This is a genomic window from Leptodesmis sp., assembly GCF_052746595.1.
This window is the reverse complement of the sequence record NZ_JBRAGO010000050.1, coordinates 1-14,585: the sequence shown is the minus strand read 5'-3', so window position 1 is coordinate 14,585 and position 14,585 is coordinate 1. Positions and strand designations below refer to the sequence as shown.

18 protein-coding genes are annotated in these 14,585 nt (G+C 49.3%); 4 read left to right on the top strand and 14 right to left on the bottom strand.

Features of this window, described 5'->3' with window-relative positions; genetic code table 11:
* Nucleotides 1-96: 96 nt before the first annotated feature.
* The 3 genes from hisS to pedR form a co-directional block, all read right to left on the bottom strand.
* Nucleotides 97-1,383: a histidine--tRNA ligase gene (gene hisS, locus ACUVQO_RS12400; RefSeq protein ID WP_445926187.1), complete on the bottom strand. Its 1,287-nt coding sequence runs from the start codon at nucleotides 1,381-1,383 to the stop codon at nucleotides 97-99.
* 69 nt (nucleotides 1,384-1,452) lie between these two features.
* Nucleotides 1,453-1,725, bottom strand: a complete 273-nt coding sequence (locus ACUVQO_RS12395) for a hypothetical protein (protein WP_445926186.1) — start codon at nucleotides 1,723-1,725, stop codon at nucleotides 1,453-1,455.
* Nucleotides 1,726-1,851: 126 nt separating this feature from the next.
* Nucleotides 1,852-2,139 carry a photosynthetic electron transport-dependent transcriptional regulator PedR gene (gene pedR, locus ACUVQO_RS12390; protein ID WP_445926185.1) on the bottom strand — a complete coding sequence of 96 codons (288 nt, stop codon included), beginning with the start codon at nucleotides 2,137-2,139 and terminating at the stop codon, nucleotides 1,852-1,854.
* A 134-nt stretch (nucleotides 2,140-2,273) separates the two neighbouring features.
* Here pedR and ACUVQO_RS12385 point away from each other — a divergent pair, with 134 nt between their 5' ends.
* Nucleotides 2,274-2,522, top strand: a complete 249-nt coding sequence (locus ACUVQO_RS12385; RefSeq protein WP_445926184.1) for a DUF6737 family protein — start codon at nucleotides 2,274-2,276, stop codon at nucleotides 2,520-2,522.
* A 536-nt stretch (nucleotides 2,523-3,058) separates the two neighbouring features.
* On the opposite strand, the gene ACUVQO_RS12380 is transcribed toward ACUVQO_RS12385, so the two are convergent.
* Nucleotides 3,059-3,271: a DUF2839 domain-containing protein gene (locus ACUVQO_RS12380; protein ID WP_445926183.1), complete on the bottom strand. Its 213-nt coding sequence runs from the start codon at nucleotides 3,269-3,271 to the stop codon at nucleotides 3,059-3,061.
* A gap of 74 nt (nucleotides 3,272-3,345) precedes the next feature.
* Complete coding sequence (locus ACUVQO_RS12375; RefSeq protein WP_445926182.1) at nucleotides 3,346-4,911, bottom strand: ATP-dependent DNA helicase; 1,566 nt, start codon at nucleotides 4,909-4,911, stop codon at nucleotides 3,346-3,348.
* Nucleotides 4,912-5,364: 453 nt separating this feature from the next.
* On the opposite strand from ACUVQO_RS12375, the gene ACUVQO_RS12370 reads away from it, so the two are divergent.
* Nucleotides 5,365-5,961, top strand: coding sequence for a peroxiredoxin (locus ACUVQO_RS12370; RefSeq protein WP_233742976.1), 597 nt, complete (start codon nucleotides 5,365-5,367; stop codon nucleotides 5,959-5,961).
* Between the two features lie 581 nt (nucleotides 5,962-6,542).
* Nucleotides 6,543-7,415, top strand: coding sequence for an SDR family oxidoreductase (locus ACUVQO_RS12365; protein ID WP_445926181.1), 873 nt, complete (start codon nucleotides 6,543-6,545; stop codon nucleotides 7,413-7,415).
* A gap of 92 nt (nucleotides 7,416-7,507) precedes the next feature.
* Here the strand turns inward: ACUVQO_RS12365 and ACUVQO_RS12360 are convergent, their stop codons facing one another.
* Nucleotides 7,508-7,915 (bottom strand): Fur family transcriptional regulator, encoded by a 408-nt coding sequence (locus ACUVQO_RS12360; protein ID WP_445926180.1) that lies wholly within the window; start codon nucleotides 7,913-7,915, stop codon nucleotides 7,508-7,510.
* 74 nt (nucleotides 7,916-7,989) lie between these two features.
* On the opposite strand from ACUVQO_RS12360, the gene purS reads away from it, so the two are divergent.
* Nucleotides 7,990-8,265, top strand: a complete 276-nt coding sequence (purS, locus tag ACUVQO_RS12355) for a phosphoribosylformylglycinamidine synthase subunit PurS (RefSeq protein ID WP_445926179.1) — start codon at nucleotides 7,990-7,992, stop codon at nucleotides 8,263-8,265.
* On the opposite strand, the gene ACUVQO_RS12350 is transcribed toward purS, so the two are convergent.
* The 8 genes from ACUVQO_RS12350 to ACUVQO_RS12315 form a co-directional block, all read right to left on the bottom strand.
* Nucleotides 8,219-8,491 (bottom strand): RNA-binding S4 domain-containing protein, encoded by a 273-nt coding sequence (locus ACUVQO_RS12350; RefSeq protein WP_445926178.1) that lies wholly within the window; start codon nucleotides 8,489-8,491, stop codon nucleotides 8,219-8,221. The genes purS and ACUVQO_RS12350 overlap by 47 nt on opposite strands.
* Nucleotides 8,492-8,592: 101 nt before the next feature.
* A complete protein-coding gene (folE, locus tag ACUVQO_RS12345) occupies nucleotides 8,593-9,300 on the bottom strand; it encodes a GTP cyclohydrolase I FolE (protein ID WP_445926177.1) in 708 nt (235 codons plus the stop codon).
* A 100-nt stretch (nucleotides 9,301-9,400) separates the two neighbouring features.
* A complete protein-coding gene (locus ACUVQO_RS12340) occupies nucleotides 9,401-10,126 on the bottom strand; it encodes an SDR family oxidoreductase (protein ID WP_445926176.1) in 726 nt (241 codons plus the stop codon).
* Between the two features lie 333 nt (nucleotides 10,127-10,459).
* The gene (locus tag ACUVQO_RS12335; RefSeq protein WP_233743134.1) at nucleotides 10,460-11,452 is read right to left on the bottom strand and encodes an acetyl-CoA carboxylase carboxyltransferase subunit alpha; all 993 of its coding nucleotides are present in this window, start codon (nucleotides 11,450-11,452) and stop codon (nucleotides 10,460-10,462) included.
* Nucleotides 11,453-11,500: 48 nt separating this feature from the next.
* The gene (locus tag ACUVQO_RS12330) at nucleotides 11,501-12,520 is read right to left on the bottom strand and encodes a long-chain acyl-[acyl-carrier-protein] reductase (RefSeq protein WP_445926175.1); all 1,020 of its coding nucleotides are present in this window, start codon (nucleotides 12,518-12,520) and stop codon (nucleotides 11,501-11,503) included.
* Between the two features lie 225 nt (nucleotides 12,521-12,745).
* Nucleotides 12,746-13,441 (bottom strand): aldehyde oxygenase (deformylating), encoded by a 696-nt coding sequence (locus ACUVQO_RS12325; protein ID WP_445926174.1) that lies wholly within the window; start codon nucleotides 13,439-13,441, stop codon nucleotides 12,746-12,748.
* A gap of 348 nt (nucleotides 13,442-13,789) precedes the next feature.
* Nucleotides 13,790-14,233 (bottom strand): hypothetical protein, encoded by a 444-nt coding sequence (locus ACUVQO_RS12320; RefSeq protein WP_445926173.1) that lies wholly within the window; start codon nucleotides 14,231-14,233, stop codon nucleotides 13,790-13,792.
* Between the two features lie 183 nt (nucleotides 14,234-14,416).
* Nucleotides 14,417-14,554, bottom strand: coding sequence for a hypothetical protein (locus ACUVQO_RS12315; protein ID WP_445926172.1), 138 nt, complete (start codon nucleotides 14,552-14,554; stop codon nucleotides 14,417-14,419).
* Between the last annotated feature and the right edge of the window lie 31 nt (nucleotides 14,555-14,585).

The window sequence follows — 14,585 nt, the reverse complement described above, 5'->3', positions numbered from 1 at the left end:
ATTTCCTTAATTTATAGAGCGGTACAAAAGAATTGAGATAATTCTAAGGCTAGGAGGGCGTGCTCTGTGCCTGGAGGATTCAGACCGTTAAAAAAGTTAATGGTTCGCCCTCAAGCGATGAATTTGCTCTCGCAGTTTATTAGCCACGGACGGTAGATCGGTTTGGGCGATCGCTTCCTGTTCTCCAGTCGTCAGCCACTTGAGTTGTACTGTTTGAGATGCTGCCTCCTCATCTCCCAGAATTAAACAGGCGGCGGCTCCACTGCGATCGGCTCGCTTAAATTGTTTGCCAAACGCACTACCGCTCAGATCCATCTCAACGGTAAAGCCCTGTTGACGCAGAGTTTGAGCAATAACTAGAGATTGGGCTTCTGCTCGCGATCCTCTGGAAACCAGATAAAAGTCAATTGTCGGATGCGGTAAAGCTTGCAGTTGTTGCAGTAATAGAATTAATCGTTCAAGACCGATCGCCCATCCCACCGCCGGAGTGTCAGGGCCACCCAGTTCACTCACCAGGCCATCATAGCGACCTCCAGCTCCGACCGTTGCCTGTGCCCCCAGATCGGCTGACACGATTTCAAACACAGTGTGGGTGTAGTAGTCCAGGCCCCGTACTAGGCGAGTATTGATGACGTAGGAGATTCCCAGATCATTCAATAACTGCTGTACCTGATCAAACCGGGCCTGAGAATCGGGACTAAGGTGCTCCAGAATGTTGGGAGCTTCTTTAAGAATGATCTGGGTGCGCTCGTCTTTACTATCCAGAATCCTCAGGGGGTTGCGAGTCAGGCGATCCTGAGAGTCTGCATCCAATTCCTGCTTGTAAGGAGTAAGATAAGAAATTAACGCTTCCCGGTACCGCTGGCGATCGCTCAACGTGCCGATCGAATTCAGGTTCAGTTCCAGGGTTTTGAAGCCCAGGTTTTGCAGAATGTCATTAAAGAGAGCAATCACTTCCACATCGGCACGGGGAGATGGACTACCCAACACCTCGACCCCAATTTGATGAAACTGGCGATAGCGCCCTGCCTGGGGCCGTTCGTAGCGAAACATGGGGCCACCATACCAGAGCCGTTGCACACTTCCCTGGGCTGCCAGACTGTGTTCAATAAAGGCTCGCACTACGCCTGCCGTACCTTCTGGACGCAGGGTTATCGAGCGATCGCCCCGATCCTTAAAGGTATACATCTCCTTGCCCACAATATCCGTGGCTTCTCCAATGCTCCGCTCAAACAAGGCGGTTTGCTCAAAGATGGGGGTACGAACTTCCTGATAGGTCGCTCGATCGAAAATTGTGCGGACGACAGATTCTACCCATTGCCAGTAGCGAATTTCATCGGGCAGAATATCCCGTGTTCCACGCAGTGCTTGAATCAAACCCATAACTGTAATCTTGCTAAAGCTGAAAGACTGCCAAAACTGACAACGCTAACTACCCAACGAGAGCCGAAATTAGCGGATAGCCGTTGCATCATCCACCGTTTCCCAGTGACCGTAGCGATTGCTATAGTATGCCAAAATCTGTTCCACTCGTTGCTGAACAGAGGTGGAAACGTTTTGGGGATAGTGAATTTGGAGGCGATCGATTTGACTCAATCGATAGTCAAATTGCTGAGATTGCTGTGGTACTAATTCAACCTGTACCCCTTCTACCTGTTGGAGATGGGCCGCAACTTCACGATAAACCGCCAGCGGTAAGCTAGCGCAGCGAATAGAGTACTTCATGGGCTTTTCCTTCGGCTTTCTGCCCTCTATACTTCTGCCGTTTTCTACCTGAAAATTAAGCTTTGTCCAAGTTCAGAACCGTAGTTTTTCTGATATGAACACGATCGTTCTCTTGCTGGACTTGGTTTAAGATGCAGGCATACTGCCATTTCCACTGCTGGGTTCTGGTAAGGGGCAACAGTTAACATTGTCAATACAAACTTTCCCCCACTGAAGCGCCCAACGAACCAAAGCTACCCGATTTTCAGTCTCCGTTTTGGTCAAAATGTTGCTGATGTGATTATCAACCGTACGCTTGCTAATTTCCAGTTTTTCGGCAATTTCCTGGTTTGTTAAGCCAGCGGCCACCAGTTCAATCACCTGCAGTTCCCGTTCTGACAGAGAACCCTGCACCTGAGATTCGCCACTAGCCATAAGTTTATCCGTCTGTGTATATGTACTTACTTTAGCTTTATTGTAGGCGTATCGTGGTAAAAAGCGAATGCCTCGACGAATTGAATCATCAGCGTTTTGGCTCATAGTCTGTAATCCTTCCGGAGTAGCAATTGATGTCTAATCACCAACGCATCAATCCCTGGCACTATAAACCCTGGTGGTGCCAGCCCTGGTCGATTCTGCTCACTGGAAATGGGTTGATTGCAGGCAGTTGGTGGTTAGGGCACCGCCTCTGGTTAACGGCTTTGGTGGCGCTACCAATTCTGCTCTGGATGGGATTTTTCTTGCTACTGTGGCCAAGGTTGGTGCAGCAAGCCTGGACAGAATTGGCAAGAAGTGAAGAACAAGAGATGGACGAATAATGGGCATATAATGGGCATACTCAAAATTGCTCTGGTGCTGCCCGCAGGACAAGACAGTCCTCAACTAGAACCGCCAATAGATGAGGAGGAACCGCCGGAGCTAGGTTCGCTTACCGAATTGGGAAGACTATTTATTAATGAGAACTATTTAATAAGGATTCACCGCCTCAACTAGCAGGTGTTCTGGCGAGTGGGATGAAGGCGTTCAACGGCGATCGCTCTGCCCTATCGTTTGTGATTGCGTCTCTCCTGCAGCGGGAGTTACGGGAGTTTGGAGCCTCTGACAAGCAGTAGGACTAGATATACCATCGGTTAATCAATACCATACTCACTCAACTTGCGTAGCAACGGCACACTCCTCCACCTAAAGACTTTTCCCCTAAGGTCTTAGTTTATCCGGATCGACGGGCCGCGATCGAATTTTTTAGTTGCCGAATTGTTGCACCTGTAGCCATCTTGCAGCATGTTGATCAATATCCGGCTACAGGCTACCAGTCTGTAGCCAAATCTTGTATGATTGCCAGTCCTCAGCAGAGTTAGCTTACCTGCCACCAGCCCAATGCTGGCCCCAAAAAGCGGACAGTAATCCACCAGACTACCAGTAATCCAATCCCAACCCAGGCTCCACGAGTACTCCATTTCACGAACTGAGTGGCTTGAGTTTTAGAAATGGGGATCCAGGGAAGAATATTGGGTTCTTGCCCGTACTTTTCTCCTAAGATTTCTTTCCGTCGCTTCGAGTCGCCCATTGTTAATGACTTATTAAAGTGGTTTGCATAGTTGATAATAGCGCGTGGCTCTACTCGATCGTCCCGAAAAAATATCATTCAAAAACGGAGTAATCCGATCGGGGAAACAGACTGAGATCTAAATAGTTGATCCGAGCCAGAGGAGTGAGGGCAGACAGAATCTGATGTCCATAGCTACGGTGAACCACTCGGCTGTCTAACAGGGCCACTACTCCCTGACAATCTCGGACGGGCGCGATCGCCCGTTGCAATTCACTCAAAGCTTCTGGCAATAGATACAGGCGAAACCAGTCCTGGCGCAATTTTTTGTAGTAAGCTACTCGTCCTGCAACTAAAGGATGTTCCAGGGAGGGAATGGGCAGGGTCGCGATCGCCAGTAAATGGGGAGACGGCAGGACGTGCTGGTGTTGCCGCCAAAATTCCCACCCCGTCACCAGAATCGCGTTGTCATCCAAACAGGTGCGTTCGACCTGCACTCTCGACCCAAATTCGGAAGCCAGGATTGAACCGACCTGAGCTTTCAAGGGAGTATCGCCCACCAGCAGAACGGTTAATCCCTGTATTCCAGCACTCAGACTCAGCAGGGTATGCATTTCCTGCAGTAAAGCTGCCTGAAACTGAGGGGTGTTGGGCATGGGCAGCTTTTCTGGCAAGTAGAGGTGAATTAATTCTTCTTGTCGATCGGGAGAAAACTTGAGACAGGTTAAATCACCCAGTCCCAACCGTTGCCGATAGACGGTTGCATCTGCGTCTAAATCGAGGGCACCCCCCACCAGAACGATCGGTTGCCACGACCATACAGGTTCTAGATCCAAAGCTACATCCGCAGGCCCACAATGGAGCGAGAAGGAACCATAGGAGCGAGACAAATCCGCCCAGAGCATGGCTTCTGGTCGTTGCAGCGATCGCCAGAAAGCAAGCCAGGGATCAGGTAAATGGGAAAAAGGAGTGGCTGAATAAGTGGGATGAGCAGCGGCTGAATGCTGCAAACTCATAAATAAATCTCGCAGAATCGTTTGTTCGCAAGGCTCGATCAGATAACAATTATAAGGATTGGCTGGATGCTGAAAGATCGTTTTTGTGAGCTGAACCCGTGCATCCCGAATTACTTCTTCTTGGTCAGGACAGGCCAGCATTAAGCGATCCCAATCGGTGGGCTGAAGATGAACGGTTAATTGTTCACGCACCCAGGCCTCTAAATCATCCGCTCCATCCAGAATCACTGGGATCCCATCTGGAAAGCGGCCCTGGTGATCCAGGCGATCGCTCAACCAGGACTCTGGAGTGACCAGCAAGACTCCTTGAAAATCAGGGGAGGGCAGGCGATCTCCCGTCTGAATCGATTTGCTAATGGGAATCCACTGGCGCAATTGGGGAATTTCCACCATCAGCAACCGCTGTTGAGTCGTCTCAGGAACCACTAAAATAACTGGGCCATTCCACATTAGGATTGGCACCAGATAACTCAAGCGATAGCGTTCGTGGTAACCAGAGAACGCGCTGGTCTGAATTAATGCACTTCGACCTAACCGCAACGCTCTAGCCACCAGGCGAGCCATCGTCAGATGGTGGGGCCAGTCTGACTCGCCCTGCTGCCTCAGAAATGCGCGAAGTTGCTGATGGACTTCTACCTCAATCACGTATCGATCGCTCTTACGTATTAATGAATTTCAATTCTGACACACATTTCATAAGGTTCCGTAGCCGTTAGTTCCCAACCCAAAGACTTGACCTGCACTTTCCAGGCTAGTCTCCAAATGGGACAACGAAAGAGTGCGTTGTTCTGGGAGATGGAGTGTTACCACAAACCAACTGGGGTAGGTTCAAGTTCGGGCATCGGAAATACTGCTACTGGCAAAATTACCAAGGCCATTGGTTAATAGCCACTCTCGCAGATCTGGAGTATGCATATTCTGGGTGGACAGACTCAGATTGCTACAACTATCTCAAAATCGTTATGACTATGATATAGTTGTAACTGTTCGTAACTTATACAGTAAGTCCTGTTGGCCTTGCTTGAATAGCCAGCAGCTTGGACTACGCTCCTACCAAGGTAAAAACGACGCAATCCACTATAAGGAGACTACTATCTCATGACTCAAGAAGGATGCTTGCGGGTCGGTCAATCGGCTCCCGATTTCACAGCTACTGCTGTCGTTGATCAAGAGTTTAAAACCATCAAGTTGTCTGACTATCGGGGCAAGTACGTGGTTCTGTTCTTCTATCCTTTAGACTTCACCTTTGTTTGCCCGACAGAAATCACAGCCTTTAGCGATCGCTACGAGGAATTCAAAAACCTGAACACTGAGATCTTAGGCGTTTCTGTCGATAGCGAATTTTCTCACCTCGCATGGATTCAAACCGATCGCAAATCTGGTGGGGTGGGTGACCTCAACTACCCACTGGTTTCTGATATCAAGAAGGAAATCAGTACTGCTTACAACGTGCTGACTGATGCCGGAATCGCCCTGCGGGGTCTGTTTCTGATTGACAAGGATGGGGTGATTCAACACGCAACCATCAACAACCTGGCTTTTGGTCGCAGTGTGGATGAAACCCTCCGGACTCTGCAAGCCATTCAGTACGTCCAATCTCACCCAGATGAAGTGTGCCCCGCTGGTTGGAAGCCCGGTGATGCCACCATGAATCCTGATCCCGTGAAATCTAAGGACTACTTCGCTGCTGTGTAAATTGACTGTCAGTCCTAATTAAAGGCAGAAGGATGAAGGATCATCTTTCTGCCTTTTCTCATTTAGTGAAGATGTGATGAGTGGATGAGAGAGGAGAGTGTTTATCGTGTCGGCATTCTGCCGGGCTATCGCCTCTGAATGCTCAACCGTTTGAGTCAACCTGTCCAGTGATGCTGCGGCTGCATGTTCTCTTAAGCTAACCGGGGAAGTGGCAGAGATTTCGCGATCGCCTGTACGCTGTTTGGGTTGAATTTGCTAGGCTTGAAAGTAATCGCCCATCGATAAAAGTGCAGCAACATAAAGCGGTGGGTATATCCCTGACTCAAAAATTTCTTTAGAGAAGTTTACCTTTTGTTCGGTTAGCAAAACCCATTTTAATAATACACTTGAACTATTGATTTGTGAGGCTTTCGCTATGGCATATGCTCAAACGAAATCAACCCGCATTCATCAATCCGTCGTTGACCAGGCCAGACAATTTTTATCTCTCTTACCCAATAAATCCGAAACGTTTTCTCAATCCCAACCCAATTCTGCAAAGACCTCTAACTGCGCTTAAGGTAATCACTTTTCGCTAGTCCATGAAGTTGTTGGTGACGGGAGCAAGCGGATTTTTGGGCTGGAATGTTTGTCAGGTAGCTGCTCCTGATTGGGAGATTTATGGCACTACTTTTTCCCATTCCAGCCCAATTCCCGGTGTAACCTTGCTGACCGTGGATTTAAGGGATGAGCGGCAACTGCAAGAGGCGTTTCAGCAGGTGCAACCCGATGCGGTAATTCATCTAGCGGCTCAATCCAGTCCCAATGAGTGTCAGAATCACCCGGAAGTGTCTTATTTGTTAAATGTCACAGTTGCCTGCACCATCGCTAATCTATGTGCCGAGGCGGAAATTCCCCTGGCATTTACCTCAACTGATTTGGTCTTTGATGGGCTGAACGCTCCTTATCGCGAAACCGATCCGGTGTCTCCTTGCAGTATCTATGGAGAGCAAAAGGCGATTGCAGAAACCGAAATTCTCAAACGTTATCCGAAGGCCGCGATCTGTCGAATGTCGCTCATGTTTGGCGCGGCTCCTGCCCATGCCAGCAGTTTCCTTGGCCTTTTTGCTCAGGCATTGCGGGAGGAACGAGAACTGCGATTGTTTGTTGATGAATTTCGGACTCCCGTTAGCGGGACAACTGCCGCCCAAGGTTTATTCATGGCCTTAGACAAAGTTCAGGGCATGATTCATTTGGGTGGCAAAGAGCGGATTTCTCGCTATGACTTTGGCCGCCTGATGGTAGAGGAACTGGATTTACCCAACACTGGCCTGAAAGCCTGTCGTCAGCAGGATGTACCCATGCCGGCTCCCCGTCCTCCGGATGTCTCCCTGGATAGCTCCAAGGCGCTTGCCTTAGGGTATAGTCCACGATCGCTGCGATCGGAACTCGCAGAGCTAAAGGGTCAAGTATAGAGAAGTGAAGGAGTAAAGAAGTGAAAGAGTAGGAATGCCAAGGAATTACAGTTTTACCCCTGCGTCTCTTCATCCCTTTCCTCCAGATACAGTCAGTGTTCTGTTTGATTGGTGAGATCGCTCTGCTGACATTGCGTACACAGGCCAAAGAATTCCAACATGTGGTAATAAATTTTGAACTGGTAAGACTCGTTTAGTTGTATCTCCAGATCATGGACGGGACATTCATCAATCGGGATTGAATCACCACATTGCAGGCAGGTAAGATGGTGACGGTCTTCTTTCACCAGGCTATACAGGGCTTCTCCTCCAGACGTAGTGCGAGCCTGAACCACTCCTTCCAGTTTTAGGGCTTCCAGCGATCGATATACGGTCGCCAGTCCCATACCCAGATCTCGATTCCGCAACTCAATGAACAGATCTTGAGCAGAAATTGCCTGATCTAGGGTCTTTAAAACACTGACAATATGTTCCTGGTTACGGGTACGACGGGGTTTCATGGAAGAGAGATTGGGGCGGGGGAGTACTTCTGGAGGCAGGAAAGCGGTAGCATCAGTACTGGAAAACGATTGGGATGTTGGTTGTGACCCAGAAATATCAGGCTCAGATCTATGTTACCCTCCGACCTTCCGTTCTAGATCCTGCAGGAACGGCAGTGCAGGCAGGGCTAAAGCACATGGGATACGACAATGTGAATCAGGTTCGAATTGGCAAATATATTGAAGTGACGCTGGAAGCAGATAGTTCTGAGATGGCGACTCAGCAACTGGATCAGATTTGCGATCAGTTATTAGCAAACCCGGTTATTGAAAATTATCGGTTTGATCTGCAGGAGCAGCCCACTGGCTAAAATCGACAGTCAGCGTTTCGCCGAGAGCCGAGATGCGATCGCCCTGCATTAACTTTTTGCCCCGTTGAGTCTCTACCTTGCCGTTGACTTTTACTTCTCCCGATTGAATTAACAACTTGGCATGACCCCCAGTAGACACCAGTCCACTCAGTTTGAGAAATTGATCCAGCTTGATAATAGGCATATCGGCCATCGGAGTATTTTTCGACGCTTGAACATAGGTCATGAAGATACCCTTTAGTTTCAGTCTAGTGAAACCAACAGAAGCCAGGAGTATTACTCCCCTGGCTTCCTTCTGATACCAGTTTAAATGGTTCTCTAGCCACTTTAGAAAGCGGGTTTGTGGCGGATGAGATTGAGGAACTCTTCGCGGGTCTTTTGATCCTCCTGGAAGCAGCCCACCATGGCACTGGTCACCGTCCAGGAACCGGGCTTCTGGACGCCCCGCATCACCATGCACATGTGAGAGGCTTCCATCACAACAGCTACACCCTGCGGTTCCAGGATTGATTGGATGGCTTCAGCCACTTGCCGGGTCAGACGCTCTTGCACCTGCAAACGACGGGCATACATTTCCACAATGCGGGCCAGCTTACTCAATCCCACAACTTTTTGGTTGGGAATATAAGCGACGTGAATTTTCCCCATGAACGGCAGCATGTGGTGTTCACACAGGCTGAAGACATCAATGTCGCGCACTAGCACCATTTCGTTGTGCCCTTCATCAAAGATGGCTCCGTTGACAATCTCTTCCAGAGATTGATAATAGCCGTTGGTTAAGAAGCGCATGGCATCTGCTACTCGTTTGGGAGTTTTTAACAGCCCTTCCCGTTCGGGATCTTCGCCAACCCCTAGGAGAATGTTTCTGACTGCCGCTTCCATTTGATCCTGTTGTTCATCAGAAGGTTTGCGGAGTTGGGGTTCCAGGGTTCCATGCAGAGTGTTGCGATCGGGGCGCGGTTGCAGAGCCTTGGCATTTTCGTTAGCCGACCGCTTGGAACCGTTGTTAGCACCGTTTGAAGTTGCAATAGTCATAGTGAATCGAGATTAGATGAGATAGGGGTGGACAAAATCAACACAGACGCATGACCACGCTCGCAGTCCACTATATGAACCCGCGAGCGTGAGCCAAACCTTAGAACGTGCCAGCATTGGGCATCAGAATTAAATCCTCAATCACCGCCTGTTCTGGCAGGAGGGCGGCCTGTAGGATAAATTGAGCAACCACTTCCGGAGTCAACATTTGGGAGCGATCAAAATCAGCATTGACCGTTTCGGTATCCCAGATGGATGTATTGACTGAACCGGGAGAAATGCTAGTCACCCGAATTCCGTGCGCTCGCTCTTCAGCCGCCAGTGTTTTAGAGAGAGCTGCCAGACCAAATTTACTGACACAGTAAGCGCCCCAACCGGGAAACGTTTGATGGGCCGCGATCGAGGTGACATTGATGATCGTTCCTTGGCGACGCTGACGCATACTGGGTAGTACACCTTGAATACACTGAAAAACGCTGGTTAGATTCAAATCAATCACCCGCTGCCAGTCTGTCAGGGAGGTATCGAACAAGTCTTTGGTGTAACCCATTCCCGCGTTATTGACCAGAATGTTGATAAAACCAGAGTTTTCGACGATCTGGGTAATCGCTTCCCTGACCCGATGGACTTCAGATAAATCCATCGGATAAACCTGAACCTTGACCCCGTAAGCCGCTGCCGTATCCGCAACAGCCTCCAGCTGGGGTTGATTTCTACTGACCAGAGCTAGATCAATTCCTTGTTGGGCAAAAGCGATCGCAGTGGATTTGCCAATTCCACTACTTGCGCCTGTCACCAAAGCTCTACGTTCGAGTTGAGCTGTCATGAAACCTGAAGATCCTCATCGATCAATAAGACAGACGTTTTGTTACAAACAGTAATAGTTTCTCAGCTTTAAGCTAGAGTAGCAGGCAAGGGTTGGCCGCATATTAACGGAAGATTAAACCTGGAAGGATATCATCAACAATCGCTCAGCTCGACAGCAGTAACTTTCGATTGACACGTGAGTAGACTGAAGAAGTGAGTGAGATAGTTGATGATAATCAGATACTAAATTGTTAACTAATGTAACCAAAGCGATTATATCACTCAGAATTGCTAGTTGTAGAGAAATTTGACAGAAACTGATGCGAGGCAAATCGCTTGCTCGGAGGTTTAGTTACAAGTGAGTAGATATGGCTCCTTCGGCGAACATGCCCATCGCCCGGAACTTTTGATAGCGCAAATCTTGCCGTTGTTGGCTGGTGAGGCGGCTGACTTCTTCCAGATGTTTAGCTAGGGCCGCTTTCAAGATTTCCGTTGCCTTGAGCGGATCGGCATGGGCACCCCCGATCGGCTCCGGTAAAATTTCGTCAATCAGTCCCAGATTCTTTAAATCCGTTGCCGTAATCTTAAGCGCTTCAGCGGCCTGGGGTGCTTTTGCCGCATCTCGCCAGAGGATGGCCGCACAGGCTTCTGGGGGAGCCACGCTGTATACCGCATGTTCAAACATCAGCAGGCGATCGCCCACCCCAATCCCTAACGCACCCCCAGAGCCGCCTTCCCCAATCACGGTACAGATAATCGGCACCTCAAAGCGAAACATTTCTCTCAGGTTGAAGGCGATCGCTTCACCCTGACCAAATTGTTCGGCTTCTAATCCCGGCCATGCCGCAGGGGTATCAATAAAAGTGAGGATCGGCATCCCAAAGCGATCGGCGTGTTCCATCAACCGAATGGCCTTGCGATAGCCACCGGGAGAGGCCATGCCAAAATTGCGGGTAATATTGTCTTTGGTATCGCGACCTTTTTGGTGGCCCAGCATCACCACTGGACGACCAGCAAACCGGGCCACTCCCCCCACCATTGCTGGATCATCAAAGCCGCCGCGATCACCGTGTAATTCCAACCATTCATCGCTGATGGCTTGAATATAGTCCAGCGTACTAGGACGACGGGGATGACGGGCCACCTGCAGTCGCTGTAATGGCGATAGCCCACTGAAAATTTCCTGACGCAACTGCTCGGCTTTCAACTCTAACTCACGGATTTGCTCCGACACATCGACATCGTTTTCCTCCGCAAGCTCACAAATCTGTACAATTCTAGCCTCTAACTCCGCTAAAGGCTTCTCAAAGTCCAGCAGAATCGGTTTACGTTCGGTCGTGGCCATAGCTCAAAGTGTGAAGTAGGGGGTGGAAACAGGACGACAACCATTGCATCACACTAACAGGGGTCTAAATCCATGTTTGAGCGAGACACGTCCGATTTCATCCATTTTCTCCACTGTAATGCGATTGCGTCCCCAGGAGAAGTTGGTGTACCAGCGTTCAAACTCCAGCAGCATGGATTCAGCAAAGCAGGCAAACAAATGGCGGGCAGGGCTGTCCATGTTGACAATGCTCATGATCTTCCACTCAATGTCCAGGGAGTGCTCCACAATGCCACCTTTGAGCACATGCACTCCCGATCGCTGAATTTGCGTGGACAAATTTTTGGGATAGCCGCCATCGATTAAGAGGCAGGTCGGCTTGAGAATCAGCGGATCGATTTCCATACCTTTGGGCATACTGGCCACCCAAACCACGATATCCGCCTGCGGTAGAGCTTCATTCAAATCCATGATTTTGCCCCGTCCCAGTTCAGCCTGGAGATCCTGTAAGCGCTCCTGGTTACGGGCAATTAATAACAGGTCAGCCACATCCGTGCGGGAATTGAGCCAGCGACAGACAGCACTGCCAATATCTCCGGTTGCTCCACAAACTGCTACAGTCGCTTTAGACAGTTCAATATTTAACCTGGGAGCGGCTTGCTCCACCTGTTTGCAAATAATGTAAGCCGTGTGAGTATTGCCCGTGGTGAACCGTTCAAACTCCAGCTTGACGTTACGAATTTGCTGAATTTGTTGCAGGTTAAAATTCTCAAAAATAATGGAAGAAAATCCTCCCAGAGCCGTAATATTAATTCCGTGTTTTTGGGCGTGGGCCATCGCGTTCACGACTTTGCGGGTAGCGGCCTTAATTCGTCGGGTAGCTAACATTTCTGGCAAAAAGCAGGATTCTACATATTTTCCCTGGATCTTTTGCCCCGTGACGCTGGTGACGGTAATATCGTCCACAATTTGCGGTGGAGCGCTACACCAAAAATCCAATCCCTGGTCGGCGTACTCCGGGTAGCCTAATTCTTTTGCAGCGGATTGTGCATGTTCCAGACTGGTAAGATGACCGATAAGACCAAACATTGATTGTGTTGAAAGCTATTGAGTTAAGAGTAAAACTGAGGAATTAAACTGTGTTCAAGTCCAGAACCTTGGGTGTTGAACTTGGCTAATCAGGACGGTAATAGACAAGACGTACTGAACTTATGCGCTCTGCAATATCATGCCTATCTATAGGTAGTCCCTTGGAGTGTCACCGAACGACTTAGGGGAGAGGACTTAACTCCATCTCCCCCAACAACTTTAGATCTAGGCTGCTGCCAGACCCATCGCGGAGAGCCGCATCACATCCCGGTTGCTAAAACCGATATTGCTGAGGGCTTCACCATACTGGATCATGAAGTCCTCTACCAGAGCTTCCTTCTCCATCCCCAGAATCCGGGCATCGGCTTCCACCTGATTCAGCATTTGCCAGACGATCGGCAGATTTTGCCGATTGGCCGCTTCTAATTCAGCTTTGGACGCTTCAAAATTAGCCTTCAGCCATGCTTCGCCAAAGTTGAGATGGCTGTACTCATCTTTCACCACGCCTTCGGTGATCTTCCGCGCAAAGTCGTCAGCCACGGGGATGTAAATGTTGTAGGCGGCGATCGCAAAGCATTCAATGATCAGCGCCTGAATCAGCAGGCAGGTGACAATCTTGCCCTCGGCAGCGGCAGTTTGAAAATTCTGGTGCAGTTGGGAGAAGAATTGGCGAGCAAACTCCAGATCCGGAGTAACTTGCAAGTTTCGTCCGCAAGCTTCAAAGCCCTTCTTGTGGCGATTTTCCATCTTCGCCAGGCTAACCAGTTGATCCTTATTATCCGGGAGTAAGTCTGCTAGCCTCACGTAGTTCTCATGGGCTTTTTGTTCGCCTTCAATGACAATGGCATTGATCCGGCTGTAAGCGTCTCGATAGACTTCGCTATGAAAATCGATTGCTGCACTAGCCTCAAACTGCGGCATAAAACTCATCTCTCCTCAAGAATGCAGCCGATCGGGAATCGGCATTAGAACAGACAGGACTGGAAAGGGAAAAGTAACAGATAACTTTACATATCCACTTGTATCACTTTACCGCTTTCCTGCGGGAAATCGATGGAGATTACCAGATTTCGCGATTGTTCTCGTAATTTTCTCAAAAAGCTGCTATGGCCAACCTTTTCTGTTCCTTAGGAGGGTAAAGCCAGATGGCTGAGCGATCGCCGAAAAATCCGGCCTGCCGGAATCTATGCAGCCTGCTGCTGCCAACATTGGTTTTAAAAATAGTTAAGATAAGTTTTAGTGATGATTACTCACGGCCCTGCTGGAAGCCTATGGCTCACTGGTCGATTCCGAAGTCGCGGTTGTGGGGATACTCTCTGCCACCTTTCTGGCATCGATCGCTTCCAGAACAGCCACTTCCGCCTCCTCTGCTGCCGCTGCCGCAAACAAAATGGCTGCTAGAGCATACTCTTCTGCTTTATCAGCGTGTTTCAAGAGTTTCTCCCGTTCCCGCTTTTCTTTCCACTCTGCCAGTTCGGCTTCAACTTCTGCCTTCCTGGACTCTAATCGCTGTGCCAGGGTGTCTTTAGCGGCAACAAGCTCTGCTTTCTTGGACTCCAGTTTGGATTTAGCCTCTGCCAACTTTGTCTTGATAGTTTCTTCTGCATCTTTTGATGCACTACTGAGCTTGTCCTTGACCTGTTGCAAGTGAGCTTCGATGTCATTCAAGCGCACTCGCAAATCTTCACAGAACTTATCAATTTTCTCGCTCATGAGGGTCTCCTATTGAGAGGACAGAATGAATTCTTCCAGTCACAAGTTCTAAGATAATGCAGAAAGGGTTCTACCGTTTGCCCTTTGCCTTGGGCGGGGGACAACCCACCACATCTGCCCCTGCAGACGAGGTGGTCAGGCCATCAATCGAGCAGTAAAACTAGAAGGATTGCCTCACCCGTGCTAAGTTGGCCAGCTACCAGAATCTGGAAACAGAACCGTTCCCTGGATGGGCGCATTAGTCGGCAGGGCAGGCTGATCGGAAGGGTTGAGGGGATATTTCTTGCCATCAAACTTGAGGGCAACGGTTTTAGCAGGCATGCCACCACCGCAGTTTAACTATTGAGGGGTT